The organism is Synergistales bacterium (assembly GCA_021736445.1).
GTDB lineage: Bacteria > Synergistota > Synergistia > Synergistales > Aminiphilaceae > JAIPGA01.
This window is the reverse complement of record JAIPGA010000019.1, coordinates 1-20,829: the sequence shown is the minus strand read 5'-3', so window position 1 is coordinate 20,829 and position 20,829 is coordinate 1. Positions and strand designations below refer to the sequence as shown.

16 protein-coding genes are annotated in these 20,829 nt (G+C 64.7%); 4 read left to right on the top strand and 12 right to left on the bottom strand.

All coding sequences use genetic code 11. From position 1 onward, the window contains the following. Positions 1–236 precede the first annotated feature (236 nt). The 12 genes from K9L28_04800 to rsmG form a co-directional block, all read right to left on the bottom strand. Positions 237–410 (bottom strand): 4Fe-4S binding protein, encoded by a 174-nt coding sequence (locus K9L28_04800; GenBank protein ID MCF7935640.1) that lies wholly within the window; start codon positions 408–410, stop codon positions 237–239. Positions 411–562: 152 nt separating this feature from the next. Next, on the bottom strand, positions 563–2,149 hold the full coding sequence (locus tag K9L28_04795) for an amidohydrolase (protein MCF7935639.1): 1,587 nt from the start codon (positions 2,147–2,149) through the stop codon (positions 563–565). Between the two features lie 46 nt (positions 2,150–2,195). Beyond that, positions 2,196–4,034, bottom strand: coding sequence for an LTA synthase family protein (locus K9L28_04790; GenBank protein ID MCF7935638.1), 1,839 nt, complete (start codon positions 4,032–4,034; stop codon positions 2,196–2,198). Positions 4,035–4,164: 130 nt separating this feature from the next. Then, a complete protein-coding gene (locus K9L28_04785) occupies positions 4,165–5,772 on the bottom strand; it encodes an FAD-binding protein (GenBank protein ID MCF7935637.1) in 1,608 nt (535 codons plus the stop codon). A gap of 167 nt (positions 5,773–5,939) precedes the next feature. After that, positions 5,940–6,509, bottom strand: coding sequence for a biotin transporter BioY (locus K9L28_04780; protein ID MCF7935636.1), 570 nt, complete (start codon positions 6,507–6,509; stop codon positions 5,940–5,942). A gap of 110 nt (positions 6,510–6,619) precedes the next feature. Then, a complete protein-coding gene (locus K9L28_04775; protein MCF7935635.1) occupies positions 6,620–7,255 on the bottom strand; it encodes an IMPACT family protein in 636 nt (211 codons plus the stop codon). After that, positions 7,248–7,745, bottom strand: a complete 498-nt coding sequence (locus K9L28_04770; protein MCF7935634.1) for an HIT domain-containing protein — start codon at positions 7,743–7,745, stop codon at positions 7,248–7,250. The genes K9L28_04775 and K9L28_04770 overlap by 8 nt, the downstream gene beginning before the upstream one ends. A 1,443-nt stretch (positions 7,746–9,188) precedes the next feature. Further along, the gene (locus K9L28_04765; GenBank protein MCF7935633.1) at positions 9,189–9,407 is read right to left on the bottom strand and encodes a hypothetical protein; all 219 of its coding nucleotides are present in this window, start codon (positions 9,405–9,407) and stop codon (positions 9,189–9,191) included. A 44-nt stretch (positions 9,408–9,451) separates the two neighbouring features. Beyond that, positions 9,452–10,357 carry a ParB/RepB/Spo0J family partition protein gene (locus tag K9L28_04760; GenBank protein ID MCF7935632.1) on the bottom strand — a complete coding sequence of 302 codons (906 nt, stop codon included), beginning with the start codon at positions 10,355–10,357 and terminating at the stop codon, positions 9,452–9,454. Then, positions 10,336–11,022: an AAA family ATPase gene (locus tag K9L28_04755; GenBank protein MCF7935631.1), complete on the bottom strand. Its 687-nt coding sequence runs from the start codon at positions 11,020–11,022 to the stop codon at positions 10,336–10,338. The genes K9L28_04760 and K9L28_04755 overlap by 22 nt, the downstream gene beginning before the upstream one ends. Positions 11,023–11,129: 107 nt before the next feature. Further along, positions 11,130–12,470 carry a hypothetical protein gene (locus K9L28_04750; protein ID MCF7935630.1) on the bottom strand — a complete coding sequence of 447 codons (1,341 nt, stop codon included), beginning with the start codon at positions 12,468–12,470 and terminating at the stop codon, positions 11,130–11,132. A gap of 553 nt (positions 12,471–13,023) precedes the next feature. After that, positions 13,024–13,710 carry a 16S rRNA (guanine(527)-N(7))-methyltransferase RsmG gene (gene rsmG, locus K9L28_04745; GenBank protein MCF7935629.1) on the bottom strand — a complete coding sequence of 229 codons (687 nt, stop codon included), beginning with the start codon at positions 13,708–13,710 and terminating at the stop codon, positions 13,024–13,026. Between the two features lie 199 nt (positions 13,711–13,909). Between rsmG and K9L28_04740 the strand changes: the two genes are divergently transcribed. The 4 genes from K9L28_04740 to K9L28_04725 all read left to right on the top strand — a co-directional run. Continuing rightward, a complete protein-coding gene (locus tag K9L28_04740) occupies positions 13,910–14,362 on the top strand; it encodes a DNA-binding protein (GenBank protein ID MCF7935628.1) in 453 nt (150 codons plus the stop codon). 33 nt (positions 14,363–14,395) lie between these two features. Beyond that, positions 14,396–15,238, top strand: coding sequence for a thermonuclease family protein (locus tag K9L28_04735; GenBank protein ID MCF7935627.1), 843 nt, complete (start codon positions 14,396–14,398; stop codon positions 15,236–15,238). Between the two features lie 228 nt (positions 15,239–15,466). Further along, positions 15,467–18,940, top strand: a complete 3,474-nt coding sequence (locus tag K9L28_04730; GenBank protein MCF7935626.1) for a translocation/assembly module TamB domain-containing protein — start codon at positions 15,467–15,469, stop codon at positions 18,938–18,940. Positions 18,941–19,013: 73 nt separating this feature from the next. Next, a partial coding sequence (locus K9L28_04725; protein MCF7935625.1) for a hypothetical protein occupies positions 19,014–20,829 on the top strand: 1,816 nt, incomplete at its 3' end.

Genomic DNA, 20,829 nt, shown 5'->3' with positions numbered 1-20,829 from the left:
CCCGAAAGTCGTGGTGGGCTGCAAAATTTGCGATACGGAAAGTGTATCACAGGAGAGCGCCGCTCCCTACCGTTGGCCTGTTACGGGATATCCCGGGCGGTATCTGCGGTCCCGACGCTTATCACGCGAGCACCGGGAATCCGTTCACACAAACAGAGAGGGTATCCGCTGCAAAAGCAGCGGATACCCTCCCAAGACACCTGAGATTCTGAAGAACCTGACGGTGCGCTTGCCGACTACTGGGAGATGGCGCTCACCGGGCAGGCGGCGACGCAGGCGCCGCACTCCACACAGGTATCGGCGTCGACCTCAGCCTTGCCGTCCACCATGGAGATTGCGTCAACAGGGCAGACACCGACACACGCTTCGCAACCGATACACGTATCCTTGTCGACTACTGCTTTTGCCATAGGGATCCCTCCTCAAAATTCTGTAACGGCTACACCTCTACATGACAGCCGGGTGGATAGTATCACAAAAAGCCCGGCCTCTGCAAGACGGAGGATGGCCCGGAATCTAATATAATGAATGCTATGACGTAAATACTCTGTGCTCGCGACACCTACTCCCTGGCGAAGACACAGCGACCGCCGCAGTAGGTCCGCCAGACCCGTATGTCCTTCAGCGCCCTGGTGTCCACCTTCCAGGGATCGTCCTGGAGGACGGCGAAATCGGCCCACTTCCCCGGTGTGATGGCGCCCAGCATCTCCTCCTGCCCAAGCGCCCAGGCACCGTTGCGGGTAAAGAGCTCCATGGTTTCGTCGATATCGAGCTTCTCGCCGGGATGCCAGCCGCCTTCGGGCCCCCGGGCAACGATACGCTCCCGGTTGACGGCGGCGTCGATCCCCAGCCAGGGATTGGGCAGCGCCGCCGGGTTGTCGGAGCTGCCCGAGAGGTGGACCCCCGCTTCCCGGAGCGAGCGCCAGGCGTAGGCGTGCTCCAGAAGGGCGGGCTCCAGTGTGCCGTCGGCGATGTCCATCTCGTCGGCGGCGAAGATGGGCTGCACGTCCACGCTCACCGGCAGCGCCGCCAGCCGCCTCCGCTGTTCCGGCCAGGCGATGTAGCAGTGGAGGATCCGATGCCGCGGACCCCGGGGATCATACCTGTAGGCCTCCTCCAGGATCCCCAGCACCGTCTCCAGCGCCGCATCGCCGATGACATGCATGGCCACCTGCACCCCCTGTCGATGGGCCTTCAGGATGGTCCCGCGGAGCTCCCCGGGGGGTCGGCTCAGTGCGCCCCAGTTGTCGTCGTCGCAGGTGTAGGGCCGGGACATGGCCGCTGTACGGGCGCAGAACCCCCCGTCCACAAAGAGCTTCATCCCGCCCCAGCGGACCCTCCCGCCGCCGAAGGGCGACCGGACTCCCAGAGGCAGGAAGTCGTTGCCGTGCACCGTCACCCGCAGGGGCAGCCTGCCCTCTCGTTCCAGGAGCTGATAGAGGCCGATGTCCTCGTGGATCCCCAGGTGTTCCGCCGCGGTGGTGCTCAGCGAGGTCACCCCCCAGGAGGTGTACTCCGCCATGGCCTCCAGCAGGGCGTCCTTGGCTTCCTCCGGCCGGTCGCGGTAGGAGGGCATGGCGGACTCCACCAGCTCCACCCCGGTCTCCAGGATCACCCCGGTGGGTTCCCCCCCATCGTCCAGCTGGATTCCCTCCGGCAGCGTCCGGCCCGCCTCGATGCCGGCCCGCTCCATGGCGGCGCTGTTCACCACGTGGGCGTGGCGGCAGACCCGGGTGAGGAAGACGGGGTTGCCGATGTGGTCCAGATCCTCCCGCCGGGGGAGGCGATGCTCGGCGAAGCGGGAGTGGTCGAAGTTGATCCCCCGCACCCACTCGCCATCCTCCAGCTGGACCGCACGCTCCTCCAGCCGCCCCACCGCCTCGCCGATGGAGGCGCAGTCCGAGAGATCCACGGCGCGCTTGCCCAGGGCGTAGGCCAGCAGATGGAGGTGGCTGTCCACAATGCCGGGGATCACCCGCCGTCCCTCCAGGTTGATCTCCGCAGCGGTGGAATCGATGGTGGCGGCGCGGACCTCCCCGGTGCTCCCCACCACCTCGATCAGGCCGTCCCGTACGGCGAAGGCCTCGGCTTCCGGTTTGGCGTCGTCCATGGTTGTTACGGCTCCGTTCAGATAGCGGACCAGCGTCATTGCCCCATCTCCTTCCATGTTCTTCCCGTCCGGCAGAGGCGGACTGTCAGAGGTCCACCTCTTCGTGATCCTTCCTGCGCTGGAGGATCAGCTGCCGGTTGTACCGTATGGTCTGTATGATCTGCTCCGGATCCGGCAGACCGATATCCCGGCTCCCTGTGTCCTTCAGATAGCCGATCTTCTCCAGCCTTCCGAGCACCTCGATGTACAGCTGACCCCTGTAGAGCACCAGGGGATTCTCGTGCATGAACAGCTCCGGTTCGTCGGCGTCTGCCAGCAGGGAGTCTCCCAGAAACCCCTCGGGCTTCTCCCGCTCCCCCAGAAGATCCAGGATGGTGGGGCCCAGATCGGCGTTGGTGGCGGCCCTGTCCACCACCGCCGGCTCGAGGTCCGGGTGGAGCAGGAGCAGGGGTACGCTCTCCGGCGGCTTGACCTGCCGCTCCAGCCGGTAGACCTTGTTGGACCGGTACTCCGGCTTGTCGATCCCCGACACGTGGTCGGCGTAGAGGATCGCCAGGGTCTCCCGGCGGCTGTCCAGCTCCTCCAGCCTGTCGAACAGCAGGGCCAGTGCCTTGTCCACAAAGGCGATGGAGTTGAAGTAGTCCCGCACGATGCCGCTTTTGATGTCTTCAAAGGCCTCCACGCGTTCGGCTGGAGGGTAGAAATCGAAGGGTGTGTGGCTGGTAGCGGTGATCAGGAAGGCGAAGAAGGGCTCCGGGAGGTCTTCGATAGCGGCACAGGACTGCCGGAAGAAATCGTAGTCGTTGATCCCGAAGGTGACGGCCTCCGTGTGCATCCGGCACTCCTCGGCGGAGAAATCCTCCTTGCTGAAAAAACGGTCGAAGCCCAGCTCCCCGTAGGCCCTGTCCCGGTTGAAGAAGTGTTTGTCGTTGGCGTGGAAGGCGGCGGTGGCGTAGCCCTTTTCCTTGAGCAGCTTGACCAGCGAGGTGAAGCTGCTCAGATCGTTCACCGTAAAGCCGTAGTTCTTGTTGATGGGGTAGGTGGAGGTCAGAAAGGAGAACTCGGCGTCGAAGCTGCCGTTGACATGCTGGGCGTAGAAGTTCTCGAAAAAGAGCCCCTCCCTGATCAGGTCGTTGAGAAAGGGGGTGACCTCCCGCCCATTGTGCCGCCTGCCGATCATCTGCAGGTCGAAGGACTCCAGCTGGACCACCACAATGTTGGGCCGGGCCTCAAGGGGCACGTCCCCAGTCAGGTCGGTGGGTGTCGGGGGCGGCCCCACAGAGGAAGCATCGTCGGTCTCACGGTAAAAGGAGAGATACTCATAGACGTAGAGGGGGAGGAAACCGTAGGTGTTGACAAAGCCGGAGGTGCTTCGTGTGAAGAGCTCCATGGACGGTTCGTCCCCAAGGGCCCTGTTGGTCAGGGTGATCTGGACACAAAGCAGGGCCGCCAGAAGGATCCCTCCCGCCACCCGGCAGGTGCGGGAGAGGACGGGCCGGGACGGGCCGGCATGCTGTTTGAGACGCTTCCTGCAGAACCACAATACCAGCAGATCCGCCGCAAAGAGCGGATCGTAGACCCGAAGGATCTGGGTGAAGAGGAAGCGCGGTTCGATATATCCCTCGCCCATCAGGACATCGCTGAGGCTGAGGTAGTTGCCGAAGTAGCGGTTGTACCAGATATTCATGAAAAAGAAGGCTGTAAAGAAAACCAGAAAGAGGAGAAGGCCCAGCTGGCCTTTTCTGCTCCCACTGGAATGAATGAGTATATAGCTTATTAATATCGCAAGAATCACGTTCTTCAGCACGAGCCCCGGCATGTAGGGCACGTGGAAGACCACAACCGACAGGAAATTGTACTTGACTAGAAATCCAGCGAGAAAGGCGGCGGAAAACCACCTCCGGTAGCGTACAGCCTGCTCCACCTTGTTCGTAGACCTCCTATCGCCTCTCTCCCGACGGAACCAGAGGGACGGCACGAGGTTCGTCCCGGCGGTTCCCCGCCGGGACGAACCCATCTCCCTGCCTTCCCCTGCCGTACCGCCGGACATCCCGTTACTCCATAGCCTTCCAGGGTTCCACCGGTCGGAATCCCACAGTCCATTCCGCGCCCTCGCCGCCCCGCAGGGTAACGATCCGACGCCAGGCCTCGCTCTGTTCCGGCCTGTCCTCCCTGTAGTGACAGCCCCGGCTCTCCTCCCGGGCCTGCGCCGCCGCGGCCACGCAGCGGGCGGTGGTGATCATGCCCCGCATCTCCAGGGTTTCCAGCAGACGGGTGGGCTCTCTGGGCCCAAGCAGGGCGATCTTCTCCCTGAGATCATCCAGACGCGCCAGCGCATCTTCAAGCCCTCTTCGATTCCGCACCGGCCCGAGGTGCTCCGTGCAGAGCTGCTGCACCTGCCCCCTGAGCTCCTCCGGGGCGACCGTTCCCCCTTCCCACTGCCGCAGCATCCCTCTGGTTTCCTCCGGATCCAGTCCCTCCGGAGGGGGGAAGGCGGCATCCAGGGAGGCCTTCCCGGCGAAGAGCCCCAGGGTCACGCTGCTTGTCAGAGCGTTTCCGCCGACCCGCCCGGCGCCGTCGAACCCACCGGTCACCTCGCCGCAGGCGAAGAGCCCGGGGATCTCCGTGGCTCCCCGGCTGTCCACCACAACCCCTCCGGGCATGTAGTGCTCCAGCGGCCGGACGTGCACCGGGCCGTACTCCCAGGGAGCCACCCCCGCCGGGTAGAGGGGGCGCACCGTGGCCATGCGGGGGCTCTCCCATGCCTCCGGCGGGAGCTCCTCCAGGTGCAGCAGGGCCTCGTCGCCGCCGCGGATCAGCTGTTCGATGGTCTGCGAGCTGGCCGCCCGGGCCACATAGTTGGCCTCATCGCCGCTCGCAAGCCCCCAGGAAGCGATGGCCTCGTTGAGAAAGCGTCTTCCTTCACGGTTCACCAGCGGCACCATGTCGATCAGCGAGAGGTCCAGCAGCCAGGTGCCGAAGCCCGGTTCGTCCATACCCATGGGGTAGAACTGGACAAACTCCATATCCCGAAGGGTGGCGCCGGCCTCAAGCGCCAGGGCATAGCCGTCGCCGGTGATCCGCGCCGGGTTGTCGCTCCTGGCGTAGATCCGCCCCGCCCCGCCGGTGGCCAGGATGACCGCCGACGCACCCAGCGCCTCGGCGCGTCCCGTCTCCCAGTGGACGCACTCCACGCCTCGAATACGCCCGTCGTCCCGGACCAGACGGGTGACCACCCTGTTTTCCAGAAACCGCACCCCCAGGGACAGGGCGATACGCTGCAGCTCATCGACCATCCCGTAGCCGCCGAGGATATCCGTGGGGGCCGTGTGGTGGACCGAGGCACTGCCCGGCACGCTGCGGTCTACAGAAAGGCCCCAGGAGGCCATCTCCTCAAGCACCGCCTCGCTCTCCCGTACCACCGCCCGCACCAGTTCGGGATCGTTGAGCCCACAGCCGATCTCCAGGGTCTTCGCCTCGTGGGCCTCCACGGTATAGCCCTTCCCGGGCAAGGTGAAGACCCCCTCGGCGTAGGCGGTGCAGGAAGCATACCCACGGGGCACCTTCCCGATCACCGTCACCTCGGCGCCCCCTTTCCCGGCCGCCACAGCCGCGGTGAGCCCCGCACATCCCGCTCCGATCACCAGGATACGCTGTTTCATGGTCATCCCTCCTTATGGGGTGCTTTGCATGCCCTTTGCACTCCATAGTGTAGCAGCTCTCCGACGTCACTGCCCTCTTTCATTTGGTCAAAAAAAATCAATAGCTCGATACACAAAACGCCGCGGGAAACCGCGGCGCTCCGTGCTTCGCAGGGTGTTCCCCCGCTTCACTGGCCCTCCCGTATCCGGAAGGACCGCAACCTCTCTCCGATCTTCGAGGCCACCAGCGCCGCGGCGACCCCCTTGAGGGCATCCACCGCTACAAAGGGAAGCACCCCGATCTGGATCGCCCCCAGCAGGGTGATCTCCTTCCCGGCAATCACGTTGAGATTCCAGTAGAGCACCGCCGTCCCACAGAGGTAGATGGCGCAGAGCCCCGCGCCGCAGGCAATCATGTACCCTTTGAGCGTAGTGATTCCATAACGCTCCACAATCCAGCCGATCACCCAGGCGGCGAGGATGAACCCCAGCAGATAACCGAAGGTAGGCGAAAAGAGGATCTGCGGTCCCCCCGTTCCGCCTGCGAAGACAGGGAGCCCCAGCAGCCCCATGACCACATAGAGGATCATGGCCAGCATCCCCCCCGACGGTCCCAGCAGCATCCCGGCCAGGAAGACCAGCAGTACCTGCAGGGTCATGGGCACCCCGGGAAAGGGGATCTGCAGACGTGCCCCCACCGCCGTCATGATGGCGAAGAGGGCGGCGAGGACCATATTCCGCGTCGTGAACACAGACATCACTCCTTTGGGTTTGCGGCCCCCTTGAGGGGCCGTCATACAGTGGATCAAGCCATTGATCTATACTGATCATTACCGCTGCCGGTTGCCCTTCCCGGCTGGAACGAGTGCTACGCCTCCCTGTCGAGCCAGTGGAATCCGGAGACATCCCCCCTGCGGGCGAACCCCTCCAGAAGATCCGTCACCGCCTCTTCGCTGGAGAGGGGCACCATCACCGTCAGCGTCACCCCCTCGGCAAAGGAGGCGGAGACACTCTGCCGGGGGACCTGGAGTTCCTTCAGTGCAGCGAGGAGCGGCTCGTGGAAGGCATAGGAGGTGCGTACCGAAAGGGGGCGCGCCAGGCACTGTCTGGTGCTCCCCGAAGCCTCCAGAACCTTCCGTGCGGTCCCGCCGTAGGCCTCGATCAGACCGCGGACACCCAGCTTGATGCCGCCGAAGTAGCGGGTCACCACCACGACGGTCATCGTCAGCTCCCTCCGCCGGATGGCGCCGAGAATCGGCTTCCCCGCCGATCCGGAGGGTTCGCCATCGTCGGAGTAGTACTCCTCTACCGAGGGAAACCCGACCCGGTAGGCCCAGCAGTTGTGGTTGGCGCCACCGTGCTGTTGTGCGATGTCTTTCACGATTTGTCTCGCTTCACCCCCGGTGGTGGCCCGACGGGCGTGCCCGATGAACCGGGAGCGTTTGATGGTCTCCTCGCACTCAATCTCCTCGGCGATCACCCTGAAGAGGTCCGCCTCATTCATGCCGGTACTGCTCCCACTGTTCGCAGAGCCAGGCATAGGTAGCGTCGATGGTCTCGGGGACCACCCGGGTCTCCCCGAGCACGGGCATGAAATTCATGTCGCCGTTCCAGCGTGGAACGATATGGAGATGGATATGCTCCTCGTACCCGGCGCCGGCCACCTTACCCATATTGATCCCCATATTGAATCCCTGGGGCTGCATCCGCTCCCTCAGCAACCCCACCCACTCCCGCGCCATACGATGCATCTCTGCTCCTTCCTCATCGGTCAGCTCCTCATAGCCGGCGATATGCCGGTAGGGAACCACCATGAGGTGCCCGGGATTGTAGGGAAAGAGATTCATCATCACAAAACAGCGTTCACCCCGCTGGAGGATATGCCGCCGCTGGTCATCATGCTCCTTCGGGAAGTCGCAGAAGATACATCCATGCGCGCTTTTCCCCTCCCCCTTGATATACGCCATCCGCCACGGTGCCCAGATATGGTGCATCCTTGTGCCCCTTTCTGATACAGGTTGTACAGAACCCTCCTGCGGCGTCTCGTTTTTCACGACCGCAGCGGTCTCTGATTGTCTCCCCGCAATGTACCACAGCTTGATGTTTCACGTGAAACACCGCTCCCGAAGCAAGCCGCCGTACACCGGACGGCTCCTGTTCTGTGGGCGCACAAAGCCTCCAGCAGGTATTCCTTCACAAAGGGATAACAGAGGACCGACGCATCCCCGGCCCAATCCTCCGCCCCGGCACGGATCTACCCGAGGCGGCCTTCTGCATCCACGTCTCCGCAGGTACGGCGCCACTGCCCTTTCCTGTATCGGGCTCCCCTTACCCAGAAAAGTACGACACACCTGGGCGCCTGTGTACCACCTAACAGGGTGAGCTTGCCACTTGCCCCGACACTGTGTACGATATGTCAATCGCGGCTGTCCCCTGAGGACAGGCGTTCCTCAGTTATTGCAGGAGGAGCATTCATTCTCGGCCTCCTCCCATCCCGTCGCTGTTTGCGCGGGATGGTGTCGAGGACGCAGGAGAACATCGAACACCACAGGAAGCTCTGGAATGATCGGTTCCGTAGACGTTCCGGCTGTTTGTAGTACAGGCCGCCTACACCCTTTCTCACTTTTGAGTTGTGCGCCTCGCCCTGCTACAGGAATCCGGGAAGCATGACATCATCCGAGTACGGACGGGAGGAGCCTGAAGCGCCCAGCGAGCCAACGCAGCATGCAGTCTTTCGGGTTACCGTATGCCCTGCAACAATCCAAAAGGAGCGCCTGCAACGCAGCGTCCAGAGCAACACACGGCCCAAAAACCAATTCAACCGGGAGAGAAACCCCAGGCAAAGAACATTCCCTACAAAGCAGGCAGAGTGTCGATGCCAGTGGAAACACCGCGCACCAGGGGGCACCGTTGTCGTTTCCCGCCAAAACGTATGCGCAGGTCCGGTCCGATGTTTCACGTGAAACATCTCGGCGTATCGCTCGGGGCCAACGGGTAAGCCAATGGCCTGTCCGTTGATGCGCACTCACAAATGTTTGGTCTTTCCCTGGCGGATATCACACAACTCTCCGTTGCATCGCGTTCAGGCCAGGTTTGTGACAGGCCCAAAAGAGCGCACCCCTCACATCGACCCTGCAGCATCCCTAAAAGAACCATTTGGGCAAACGTGGGTCCACCAACCCTGGTCTATACAATCCTGCATTCGACAGGCCCATCCTCGGCCCAAAATCCTTCAATTTCTTCTGTTCGTTCCGGCAAGTCAGAGACCGTGGACGCGGCACACCACCCGGCTTCAGATTCGGGTCCCAGTGGCCGCACCACGCCACGGTGCAGCGGGACATACCGTTTTCGCAGAGCTCCGTTATTCCAGGGCGGCCCGAAGGGCTCCCACCGGAACAACAAAATGTTTCACGTGAAACATTTTGTTGTGATCAGGTTCACTTTTTGTAGTTACCAATGCGTCGGAGTTCTTTCACGCAATGCGCCGCCACCAGACAGGTCACCGCAATCGCCGCCACAAGAATCACCCAGAGTGGGTACCCCTCCCGCCATGCCCAACGGACAGCTGAGACACCAAAGACGACATACCCGCCAACAAGCAGGGCAAGCGCTAGCACGCGCCCGAAGATCGCGAGATCATTCCAGGGTTTTTTCATCCGTCCAACGGACCTTCCTCTCGTACCGATCCTTCATTCCCCGGTTATTTCCCGGGGAATAATCTGGGGCCTTCCTCCTCCAGGAGATCCAGAAGTCTGTCCATGACCTCTTGCTCCATTCCTGCGATCCGGATGGATCCCTTGCCTCCCCTTTGTCCGACAGTGAGGGACACCCCCAGCCGCCGACCGACAGTCTGGGCTTTTTCCTCCATGGCGGGTGGGACGGCCTTGCTTCTTGACCTCGCCTCTCCAGACTCCGACACGGCCTCTCTGTCCTTACGGGCCAGCGCATCTTCCACCTGCCGCACCGTGGCCTCCTCCTCCTCGGCCCACTTCGCGAGTGCGGACTGCTCCTCCGGCGCACGTCCCAGCAGAAGTCGAGCAATTCCCTCGGAGAGTCCACCTCTCCGGAGGGCAGCCTGCACCGTTTCGGGAAGCTGAAGCAGTCGCAGTTTGTTGGCCACCACAGGCCGGCTCCATCCGATCCGCCTGGCCACCTCGTCCTGCTTCATACCGAAACGCTCCTGCAGCTGCCGCAGTCCCTCGGCGATCTCCATGGGGTTCAGATCCTCCCGCTGGAGATTCTCCACCAGCGCCACCTCAAGGGCTTCGTGTTCGGTGAGGGAGACCACCGTCACAGGAACCTCGTCGAGCCCGGCCTCTTTGGCCGCCCACCATCGCCGTTCACCGGCGACAATCTCGTATCGCCCCTCATCTCCGTCCATCCTGCGGACCACAAGCGGCTGGAGCACCCCGTGCTCCACAATGGACTCGGCAAGGGTTGCGATCTCCCTCCGCTCGGCCTCCTTCCGGGGCTGCTGTTCGTTGGGAACAAGCTTCTCCACCGGAAGCGCATCTCTCCTCTGCCCGGCGGCTTGTCTGCCGCCGTCATCGTCACCGCTGGGGATCAGGGCACCCAGGCCCCGCCCTAACGCTTTGCCTTGAGCCATCTCCCTACCACCTCTTGTCCGAGTGATTGGAACGCCCTGGCACCGACACTGTTCGCCGCGTAGTAGCCAATCGGTTTCCCGTAGCTCGGTGCCTCCGAAAGGCGGACGTTCCTCGGTATGATCGTCTCGAAGACCTTCTCGCCGAACTGGCGCCGTACCTCGTCAGCCACCTCGCGGGACAGATTGGTCCGGCCGTCGAACATGGTCAACACAATCCCGTCCATCGCCAGGTCTTCATTCAGGTAGCCCTGAATGAGCCGTACGGTGCGCAAGAGCTGCCCCACCCCTTCCAGAGCGTAGTATTCACACTGGATGGGGACAAGCATATGTTCGCTGGCAACCAGGGCATTGATGGTGAGCAGCCCCAGCGAGGGGGGACAGTCGATCAACAGTACGTCGTAGTCACTGCCTTCCCTGAGTTTCCGACGGAGCCGCGTCTCGCGGCTCATCACCCCGGCGAGCTCGACCTCCGATCCGGCGAGGTCGATGTTGGCCGGGATCACCGACACGTTGGTCCACTCCGTTTCCACCACGACCTCCGGCAGATCGGCGCTGTCCATCAGCAGCTGGTAGACGCTCCGTTCCGTCTGTTCCCGGTCCACACCGAGTCCGCTGGTACAGTTTCCCTGCGGGTCCATATCGACCACCAGGACCTTCTTTCCCATCCCGCCGAGTACCGCGGCGAGGTTCACGCAACAGGTTGTCTTGTAGGATAGGGCACCTCCCCATGGGTACTGAAGGCTTCCCCTCCTCCGAACCGAACGTGCGCCTTTCAGCGCATCCGGCTCTCCAGCCACAGCATTCCGCGCACAGCTTCCCGACCATCCGGTCCGGCCTGGGGTTCCCCGATCGGGGGCCCCCCCCGGGGCGGAAAGGGACCAACCGGATAGGCGGCCTCTCTTCCGTCCGCGGAAAAGGCCAGGGTGACCCTGGGTTCGCCGTTCCGATCGGGACGGCGGCACCCGTAGCGCCGGTAGATCTCCCGGACGCTCACCTGCTCCTTGCGGGCAAGCGTTCTGGCCAGACTGGCCAGATGGAGCTTCCGGAACCCCCGCAGACGCCGGTTGCAGTTCCAGGCCAGCGAGCAAAACCGATGGAAACGTTGGAGCTCAGCAGCGTACCGGGCGATAGCCTCCCCGGCCGTCCGGTTCACCAGCCATCCGGCGTGGACCGGACGGCCCTCCCGGAGATAGGGGGCCAGCGCCTGCTGGACCGTCGATCTGGGGAGATCCAGGCGGGGTTCCTCCCCCCCGCCCGGTCGGACCACACGGTAGCCGAAGAGTTCAAGGGACATCCGGTGTGCATCCACCACCAGCGGCGGTTCCGACAGGACAATCCCGAGGGTGCGGCAGCAGGATTCCACCGCCGCCGCGGTCTCACCGGCCAACCGGGTTCCCCCCGCGCCGAACACCACCATCACGGGCCCGGCGGCGGCACAGTGCCGCACCTGACTTTCGCAAACCCGGCAGCAGCGGCTCCAGACAGCCTCCTGCAGCAGACGGACCATCGGGTGACGCCGCAATGGCGCGCCGGTGAGCATTCCGGGGATATCGGGATGGGAGAGGTAGTGCTGAAGGAGCGGCCCGAATCGGCCGTCTCCCAGTTGGTCGATCAGCTCCTCAGGGAGGATCGCTCCCGAATCGGCGCATCCCCCGATCCGGCAGAGCACCATCCACGGGGCCGCCCCGCCCCTGCGCGCCACCTCCATCAGAAAGCGGTGCACCGGGGTGGGGTAGGGAAGAGAGTGCAGGAGCCGGTGCCGCCAGGTGCGCTGGACGGCTTCCCCAATCATACCGACGGCGTCGGCGACCAGTCTGTCGGCGGTTCCACCGGCTGTGCCTCCGGCGGCCTGCCGGGCAAGCCGTTCCGGAGGACGGTACCGTTCCTCCCGCAGCAGGGCGATCCGTTCGGCGACAGCCTCCTCCGGAAACCGGGCGCCCCCTTCTGAAGAGCCGTAAAAGGGGCGCAGTCCCATCCACCGGATCCAGGCAACCCTGTAGAGATCGACGTTGTAGAGCAGGCGGTAGAGCCGTTTCGGCCGGTAGTCGTGATCCTTTGCTGTGTTTGTGCGCAGAATGGAGAGAACCCTGTCGGCGTTCTGCATTGGTCGCATACCTCCACGATTCTCCCGGTTTGAGCCGTGACCTGCCCCCCTTCGCCATGCGGACGGCTTTCCCGTCCCCGGACTACTATGGGGGCTCCGTAGCCATGGCGGCTACCGCCGCCGTAGGCCATCTCCGTTTCGCTGTCCCGAACGACACAGGGTGACGTAGGTCTCCCGTTCGTCCCCGAAACAGGGGAACAACCCCTGCCGTGGACACCGGCGGTGTGGAGGCGACGTAGGGAGTATCCCCTCCACGGTGTCCAGAAGCGCACAGCTCATTCCGGGTGTGGTGCGCTCCCCGGCGGTTTCAGGCGCGGAGACTGGGATTCAGGCAATCCAGCTTTGACCCTATCACCCACCGACCTCGCATCCCCCGGGGCGTACCCGATCCGCCCCGGCGACGCTTTCCCGGCATGCTTTGTTTCCCGCTTCACGTTTCCGCTGCGGGTCAGCCGGGCGGCCGTCCGGATCCCACCGCAATCCACAGGAATCCGGGCACAGCTCTACGGACGCACCCCTACGCCGCCTTTCTGGTTCGCTATTCCGACTGTGTGCACATCATTCACCTCCACCACTTTCGTTTTTCCGCCATTCCAGGACGCCGCGGCAGCCTGACGAGGGGCTCCGCGGTCTTGTGGAACAGCAAAGCATAGAGTTCCCGCCCGAAATTGGTATACAGAAAGACATCCCCCGGTGACAGTCCCAGGCGCTCCCAGCCGCCTTCCAGCTCCTCAAGCTCCGCCCTGTAGCCGGGTCCCTTCATCACCAGCAGCGTACCGCAGGGAACGAGCAGCGGGGCGGCGTATTCGGCCAGAATCCCCGTGTGGGCCACGGCGCGTCCGGTGACCAGATCGAACCGCTCTCCGCCCTCCCCTGCGAGCTCCTCGGCGCGGCTGCAGACCACAACAGCATTGTCCACCTCGAGGGCAGCCACCAGTGACGAGAGCGCACCGGCCTTCTTCGCCCCCTTTTCCAGCAGGGTCACCTCCAGCTCCGGCTGGAGCAGCGCCCAGACCAGGCCCGGGAGTCCTCCGCCGGTACCGATGTCGCAGAGGCGTCCCACCCCGGGAAGAAGCGGGAGCAGGGCGGCGCAGTCCAGGATATGCTCCCGGAAGAGCGGCCAGAAGGCACGGGGTCCCACCATCCGGCACCGCTGGTTCCGTCGCAGCAGCTCCCTTCCGTAGTCCTCCAGACGTGGAAAGGCCTCCCGTGTCCGCCGCATCGCACCCTTGCGATCAAGAAACCTCATTGTTGTCACCCCCTGTCAAGCGAACTCCGGGATTCCCTGCTATGATTTGGAGCTGCCGGGCCGTTGCCGTACAATACGGGGTAGCCTGTCTCCATCACAACAGCCACTGTACTCCTCGGGCTGCCGCCCGGTCCATCCACCACCTTCCCTCAGGACAGGTAAGCAGAAACCTCAACTTTTCTCACAAGGAGTGATGGTTATGAGCAACGAATCCTATCGGTCCTGCCGGGATACCCTCACCTATGCGCTGCGTCTCAACGACGGCGAATCCTTCTTCCCTGCGCTGAAGGGCTTTCTCGAAAAGGAACAGATCGCTTCAGCTGCCATTATATCCGCAGTAGGCATGCTCCGCGATGTCACCATCGGCTGGTTCAGCGGCACCGAGTACAAAAAACACACCTTCCGGGAGGGCATGGAGGTGCTCCAGATCTCCGGAACGACAAGCATCAAGGAAGACGGCGAACCCTTCTTCCACCACCACTGCACCCTGGCCGACGGCACCCACGCCGCCTACGGCGGGCACCTCTTCGAGGGGACGGTCCACAACACCATGGAGCTGCTCTTTCTCGTGCCCCAGGGAATGGAGTTCCACCGCAGACTGCTGGTGGAGGGCGAACAGCCGCGCTTCTGCCCCATTCCCAAAGAGAAGTAGGCCGCCGGGCATCACCGAAGGTCTGGGCAGACGATGAAACGCCTCCTCCAGACAGGCACCGCCCTTCTCCTTCTCCTCGTTCTCTGCGGGAGAGGGGCGGCCCCTGCCCAGCAGTTCCAGGCCCGGGTCACCGAGGTGATCGACGGGGACACCGTCACCTGCCGCACCGAAGACGGCAGGGAGCTGGATGTACGCTACCTGCTCATCGACACGCCGGAGACCCACCATCCCCGGCGGGGCAGGGAGGAGCTGGGCGGTACGGCCGCGGCCGCCAACCGCTCCCTCGTTGCAGGCAGGACGGTCACCCTGGAAACCGACCTGGAGCGCTACGACCGGTACGGCCGTCTGCTGGCCTATGTCTGGAAGCAGGGCGACAGGGAACGGACCCTCATCAACGCAGCCCTGGTCGCCCGAGGGCTGGCCATGCCCTTTGTCCTCCCTCCCAACGACACCTATGTCGCCCCTATCCGGCAGGCCTTTCGGCGTGCGCGGCAGAAAGAGCGCGGCCTGTGGAAAAAGGCGGCGGGCCGCCGCTACACGGCGGAGCAGGCCTGGACCGAGCTCACCTCACTCAAAGGCCGGTTCATCACCCTGGGCCTCACGGTAGACCGGATCGAGGAGAGCGGCTCCTCGTCGCAGCTCATCCAGGAGGGTGTGCCCCTGCGGGTCAAGGTCTACCACAGTGACCGCCGCTTTCTCCCCAGGCTTGCCTCGCTGCGGGGAACCACCCTTGTCATGGTGGGCAAGCTCCGCGCAGCCTACCGCGGGGGGCTCGTGATCCTCCGGGACAGGATCCAGATCATGGAGCGCGGTGAAGGTTATCCACAATGGTTCCACCGGTACAGTCCTGGTACAGAGGAGCTTCAGCGGCCCTAGCGGCAAAGTTATCCACAGGCGTTGTCCACATATCCACGAAATCCTCCTCCCTTCACAAGGAGCGGGCAGCGCCATTGTGGATAGCTGAGCGGCGCCCCACCATCCCGGACCGTCTTCCCGCAGGGATCCGTGGGGCACGCAGGCGAACCCGATCGTCTATCCCACCTGGAAAGGAGGAGAGGCCTTGCCCACACGGCGCGGGATCGTGGGTGCAAGGCAACAAGAGCCATGAACAAAAAACGTCTGCTGTTCTGGCTGGGCATCGCCGTCCTGCTGCTGGCGGTGCTCGCCGTAGTGGGACTCACCTCCAACTTCGGAGCGACCATCGTCCGTCGCGAGGCGCGTCAGCTCGCGGCAAAACAGGGGATCTCACTGGAGCTCCCCACCGTAGAGGGCAACCCGATCCGGGGCTTTACCTTCCTCAACCCCTCACTGTCCACACCGGAGGGGCTCACCTTCCGGGCCAAACAGGTGGACCTGCGCCTCTCCCTGTTGGCGCTTCTCCGCGGCAAGGGAGAGGTGGGCGCCGTCACCGTCGAGAAGGGAGAGCTCGTGGTTCCCCCCGATATGGCCGCATCATCCGGAAAGGACAAGGAACAAAAGGTCCTCGCCGACAGCCTCTCCTCGCTGCCCGAAGCCCGGATGACCCTCCGGGAAAGCACCATCCGCTGGAGGAACAACCGGATCTCCCTGGAGGAGGTGGAACTCCGGACGGAGCCGCAGCATCTCTCGGCCGGAGGCCAGCTGCGCCTGAACGGCGTTCCGGCGGGGTTGAACGCCACACTGTCGGTCCGGGACGGCACCCTGGTGAGCGAGCGCAGCTCACTCTCTCTGGCGCCGTCGGGACAGCTCGTCGTCCACGGCGTCCTTGAACCGGAAGCCGATGCCACGCTCACCCTCACCCAGCTTCCCGCTTCGCTGTTCCTCGAAGCGGTGCGGCCGATGCTTTCCGCCGACCTGCCCGCCGCACCCTCCGGAACCCTGTCCGGACGCCTCCATCTCTCCGGTGTCTCCCAGGGAGCCCTGGAGGGGGAACTGACGCTGGACAGCTTCGTTCTGGACAGCCGGCTTTCCGCCGACAGGCTGCACACCACCCTCTCCGGAGACACCGACACCCTGGAGGGACGCTTCGACATCCGGGGGCTTGCCGTGGCCGGTACCAGACTGGGAGCGCTCTCCACAGACTGGCGGGTTACCCCTGAGGAGCTCGGGATCACCGATGTGGGAACAAGCCTTCTGTCGCAGCCGCTGAAAGGAAGGATCCGCCTCCTCTTCGCCGACCCCCTCCACGTGACGGGCAGTCTCCAGACGGAAAAGGTGGCCATCGACCAGCTGCCCCTCCCCGAGTCCCAGCGGGACCTCCTGCAGGGACAGCTCGACAGGGTACGCTTCGACGTGGACGGACCCTTCACGGCACCCCAGGCCAGGCTCACGCTGCAGGGCAAGCAGCTGGCCCTCAGGGACACCCCCATCTCCTCCCTGGAGGCCACCCTCTCCCTCCGGGAGCAGGCGCTCTTTGTGAACGCCGGGTGCAAGGCCTTCGGGGGGAGCTGCACCTTCAAAGGCAGCGTCGGTTCGCCGGCCGACCCCACCCTGGACGCTACCCTCTGGGCCAAGGGGATAGAGGTGGAAGGCCTGACCAGCCTGCTCCCTCCGGGGGGAGATCTGCCTCGGCTGCGGGGAACGCTCTCGCTCACCGCGGAGATCGCCGGCACCCCCGCCGATCCCAAAGCATCGGTCACCGCCGGCGTCGCCCCCCTCACCCTGGGGAGCAGCACCCTGGACAAGGTCAACGCGACGGCCCGCTTCCAGGGAGAGCGCCTCCACATCGAAACGCTTGATATCGTCACCAAGGGCGGGGGCACCCTCCACGGCAAAGGCGCCATCGATCTGCCCGAAGGGAAACCGCCGAAGCTCGATCTCACCGCCTCGGGGACGAAGCTCCCCCTGGCCCTTGCAAAGGACTATCTGCCCCAAAGCTGGTCCGGCACAGCCGCCGTGGACCTCCAGCTCGCCGGTTCGCCGGACGCCCTCCAACTCGCGGGTACGGCCACCCTCAGCGACCTCTCGGGCCCCAGCGGGGTGACCGCCGCAGGGATCAAGACCAGATTTGCAGGCATCCCGCCCCGGCTGCAGGTGGATCTGCAGGCCGACAGCCTGGCTGCAGCGGGTGTTCCCGCCGGGAAGGCCAACGCCGTACTGCAGGTGACGGAAGAACAGCTCGCCGTAGACAGTGCCGCCATCCATCTCCTGGGGGGGAGACTCACCGGAAGCGGCACGCTGACCTTCAAGGACAGCGCCTTCGATCTGAAGGGAACGGCGGAGAACCTGGATAGCGCCTCCCTTCCCGAGACGCTCGCGCCCCTCCCACTGCAGGGAACCCTCTCCGGAAGCTGGCGCCTCTCGGGGACCGCCGCCGCGCCGGAGCTGGGCTACAGCCTCCAGTCCAAAGGGCTCACCATCCAGGGGATCCAGGCCGCCGACATCGAGGCGGAGGGATCCCTCACGCCCACCTCCCTGGCACTCAACACGCTGCGCTGCAAGATCTTCGACGGCTCCCTCTCGGGCTCCCTCTCGGCGTCACCGGACGAAAAGGGGCAGTGGACGGGGGACTTCACCGGCAACGGCAGCGGCCTGCAGCTGGTCAAAGCCATCAACGAGGTAGAGCAGATCCCCTCGCTGGACCTCCAGGGCCCCGTGGACGCCGCTCTCTCCGGCGGCTTCAGGGGCACCGACATCCAGACAACCGGGGAGTTCACCTCCAGCGGCCTGGAGGCCTACGGGTTCCATCTCCGGGAGGTCACCGTTCCGGTGGAGCTCACCCCCCGGAGCCTGACGGTCCCCAGGGCCGTCGCCTCGCTGTACGAGGGCACCGCCTCGGCGGATTTCTCCTACCTGCTGCGCGAGAAGACCTGGGAGTGCAACGTCTCGGGCCGGGACATCGACGCCGGTGCGGCCACAGCGGATTTCTTCGAGGATGCGGGGAGCATCGGCGGAACCGCCGGGATGGAGCTCTCCCTCTCCGGATCCGCCCAGCAGCAGCTGGGGATGAACGGCAACGGATCACTCACCCTCCGTGACGGCGCCATCAGGGGCTTTCCTCTGGCCAAAGCGGCCGCAGCCACGGTGGGACGCGAGGAGATCCGGTTCCGCCAGATCCAGGCCCCCTTCATGATGGACGGGATGTCCCTGACGGTACTCCCCGGGAGCCGTGCCGACGCGCCGGTGAACGATCCCCTCTTCCGCTACATCACCGCCGACGGCACCTACAACTACAGCGGGCGTCTGGACTTCCAGGGGGAAGGGGAGGTGAACGTCCAGGCCGTCAAGGCGCTCTTCGGCGCCCTCCAGGGCCTGATGGAGGGTGTGGGAAGCATCTCCGTGGAGTCGCTGCAGGATATGCTCGGCAACGTCCTGGGAACGGTCTCCAAACGGGACTACCGGATGATCACCTTCGCCATCGGCGGCACCAGGGACAAGCCGAAGCTCAGGGAGTTCCAGATCGAGGAGGGGCAGACGCTGCTTCCCGGGCTGAGCCAGTACCTCTCCGACGCCGCAGATGACCAGGACGGCAAGCAGGGCTTCCAGCTCAAGCTCACCATCCCCACGGGGCCCAAGACGGAAAGCGCCGATGTGCCGGGCACGGAGGAACAGATGAAAGAGCAGCTGCTCAACAACCTTTTGCAACAGCTCCTGCAGTAGGTGAACGGGAAGACCCTTCGGCCTGTCGGAGACCCATGCTTTCGAAAAAGGACGGGAAAAGGCAAGGATGGATATGAACACGATACTGAGAAACCGGCGTTTCCGCCTGATCCTGGCGGTGATGGCCGTCGCCGCGGCGGGGGCCCTGTACTACGGTCTCCACGTCCTGGACGGCGAACGGCTGGTGGCCGAAGCCAAAGGGCTTCTGGCTCCCGCCGGAACCGGCACGCTGCAGGTGGAGTCGGTGGGCGGCAACCCCCTCACGGGCTACAGGATGGAGGGCGTCGCCTACCGGCGGGAGGGCGGAACGGTCATGACGGTGCGGGAGGTCACCCTGCGGGTGTCCCTCGCCGAACTGCTGCGGGGAACCCTCTCCCTGGGCCGGGTGACCCTGGAGGGGGTGACCGTCAATCTGGAGGGCTTCCCGGATTTCCCCCTGCCGGAGCGCGCCGCCCTTCCGCTGCCGGAGGAGATCCTCCTGATGGATGCCGCGTTCCGTTCCGGTACCACCCAGATCGCTGTCACCGAGGCCCGCTGCACCCCGGAGGACAGGGGACTCCGCCTGGAAGGCAGGGGCCGTTTCCGGGATGAGGCCTTCCGTGCCGAAGGGACCTTCAGCGCCGGCAAGGGCGGGGTGGTCCTGACCGGCGGACGCATCGCCTTCGACAGAGGAACGCTCTCCGCCTCGGGCCCCCTTCTGCCGCAGCTGCAACTCCGGGGACGGATCCTGGGGCTTCCCGCAGCGACACTCCTCCGCCTCGGCGGCGGACACGGCAGCAAGCTCAGGGGAAAGGTGGAGGGCAGCTTCAGCATCTCCGGTCCCCCGGAGCAGCTGCAGGCGGCCGGAGCGCTGATACTCCGGGACCTGGAGGCGGAGACGCTCTCCATCCCGCGCTGCACCACCTCCTGGACCTACCGGAGAGACATCCTTGCCTTCCGGGACCTCCAGGGCAGCCTCGTGGACACCCCCGTGGAGGGGGCGCTCTCCATGGACTGCAGCACCCCGACACCCTCACTGCAACTGAGGCTGTCGGGCGCCGATGTGGCCACGGAGCAGCTGTACCCCCTCTTCCCCTGGCTGGACTTCGCCGAAGGGGAGGCGGACCGGGTCACCGTCGCCCTCGGCGGGCCGCCGGGGGCGCTCACCGGCAGGGTCCATGTCGAGGGATACGACGGAACCGTCGAGGGATACCGCTTCACAGACCTCCAGGGCGATTTCACCGTCGGCCCCCACCGTACCGGGGTGAACGCCGCCGCCACCTGGAACAAGGCCACCCTCAACGCCAGGGGGAGCCTCCCCCACGACAGCGACGGCGCCAGGGATCTCACCATCCGGAGCGACACCCTCTACCTCCACCGGGCGGCCGACAGCTTCCCCGCGCTGGCTCCGCTGCAGCTGCAGGGAAACGCCGCCGCCACACTCCATCTGGGCGGAACCACGGGGAACCCGGAGAGCAGGGCGCGGTTCGTCTCCACGGCGATCCGTATCCGCAACGTACTGCTCGCCGACACCGTCCTGGAGCTGGGCATCGCCCCCGGAGCCATCCATGTGGAGGAGGGGAGGGCCCGCCGCGACGGGACGCCCATCACCCTGCAGGGATGCATCCACACAGGGGAAACAGAGCGGCTGGATCTCGCCATCGCCGCCGACGGGGCCGCCCCCGCACTGCTGGGCTCCCTCCCGGGGTTCCCCTGGCTGGAGTCCATCTCCGGCGAAGGGAAGGCCCGCTGCCGCCTCACCGGCCCCATCGACCATCCGGCATACGCCCTCCAACTGCAGGCACCAGCTCTGGACACGCCGCTGGGACAGCTTGGGGAAGTACGCCTCAAGGCCGCCTTCGACCGCAGCCGGCTCGCGCTGGACAGCTGTTCCGCCACCCTGGGAGGGG

Coding starts and splice junctions, on each gene's coding strand:
- K9L28_04800 (MCF7935640.1), bottom strand. CDS start 410: ATGGCAAAAGCAGTAGTCGACAAGGATACGTGTATCGGTTGCGAAGCG.
- K9L28_04795 (MCF7935639.1), bottom strand. CDS start 2,149: ATGACGCTGGTCCGCTATCTGAACGGAGCCGTAACAACCATGGACGAC.
- K9L28_04785 (MCF7935637.1), bottom strand. CDS start 5,772: ATGAAACAGCGTATCCTGGTGATCGGAGCGGGATGTGCGGGGCTCACC.
- K9L28_04780 (MCF7935636.1), bottom strand. CDS start 6,509: ATGTCTGTGTTCACGACGCGGAATATGGTCCTCGCCGCCCTCTTCGCC.
- K9L28_04775 (MCF7935635.1), bottom strand. CDS start 7,255: ATGAATGAGGCGGACCTCTTCAGGGTGATCGCCGAGGAGATTGAGTGC.
- K9L28_04770 (MCF7935634.1), bottom strand. CDS start 7,745: ATGCACCATATCTGGGCACCGTGGCGGATGGCGTATATCAAGGGGGAG.
- K9L28_04765 (MCF7935633.1), bottom strand. CDS start 9,407: ATGAAAAAACCCTGGAATGATCTCGCGATCTTCGGGCGCGTGCTAGCG.
- K9L28_04760 (MCF7935632.1), bottom strand. CDS start 10,357: ATGGCTCAAGGCAAAGCGTTAGGGCGGGGCCTGGGTGCCCTGATCCCC.
- K9L28_04755 (MCF7935631.1), bottom strand. CDS start 11,022: ATGGGAAAGAAGGTCCTGGTGGTCGATATGGACCCGCAGGGAAACTGT.
- K9L28_04750 (MCF7935630.1), bottom strand. CDS start 12,470: ATGCGACCAATGCAGAACGCCGACAGGGTTCTCTCCATTCTGCGCACA.
- rsmG (MCF7935629.1), bottom strand. CDS start 13,710: ATGAGGTTTCTTGATCGCAAGGGTGCGATGCGGCGGACACGGGAGGCC.
- K9L28_04740 (MCF7935628.1), top strand. CDS start 13,910: ATGAGCAACGAATCCTATCGGTCCTGCCGGGATACCCTCACCTATGCG.
- K9L28_04735 (MCF7935627.1), top strand. CDS start 14,396: ATGAAACGCCTCCTCCAGACAGGCACCGCCCTTCTCCTTCTCCTCGTT.
- K9L28_04730 (MCF7935626.1), top strand. CDS start 15,467: ATGAACAAAAAACGTCTGCTGTTCTGGCTGGGCATCGCCGTCCTGCTG.